This is a genomic window from Bacillus sp. EB600 (genome assembly GCF_024494385.1).
In the GTDB taxonomy this organism is placed as follows: domain Bacteria; phylum Bacillota; class Bacilli; order Bacillales; family Cytobacillaceae; genus JAEVLT01.
In genome coordinates this window covers 1-375 of sequence record NZ_JAEVLT010000177.1, presented here as the reverse complement: position 1 = coordinate 375, position 375 = coordinate 1, and the positions used below count along the sequence as shown (strand labels likewise).

General features: G+C 43.2%; 1 protein-coding gene and 2 tRNA genes. 1 reads left to right on the top strand and 2 read right to left on the bottom strand.

Annotation, left to right across the window (positions count from 1 at the left end; all coding sequences use genetic code 11):
• Positions 1-202 (top strand): hypothetical protein (locus JN080_RS29295; protein ID WP_256239384.1); only part of this gene is annotated, 202 nt, incomplete at its 5' end.
• On the opposite strand, the gene JN080_RS29290 is transcribed toward JN080_RS29295, so the two are convergent.
• A tRNA-Arg gene (locus tag JN080_RS29290) sits at positions 193-266 on the bottom strand. The two genes, JN080_RS29295 and JN080_RS29290, sit on opposite strands and share 10 nt — an antisense overlap.
• A 9-nt stretch (positions 267-275) precedes the next feature.
• Positions 276-366 (bottom strand) — tRNA-Ser (locus JN080_RS29285).
• Positions 367-375 lie beyond the last annotated feature (9 nt).

Here is a 375-nt window from a genome sequence, read left to right as displayed (position 1 = left end):
GATTTTATTACAAATAGCAGCAGCCCAGAAAGAAAAGAAAAAGAGATTTTTTGCCCGTTTGTTTGGCAATAGAAAGGACAAGTTTTTATGTAAATTAATAGGGATTATCTATTGGATTAATATAGGAATTCTTATAATGGTGGGGGTGATATGTTTATTGGGGAAATGTTGCGGTTCAACCGTTTTCACTTACGCGCCTTAGAGGTTTCGAACCTCTGACCGTACGCTTAGAAGGCGTATGCTCTATCCAGCTGAGCTAAAGGCGCATCATAATATGGCGGAGAAGGAGGGATTTGAACCCTCGCGCCGGTTACCCGACCTACACCCTTAGCAGGGGCGCCTCTTCAGCCACTTGAGTACTTCTCCATAAAGACA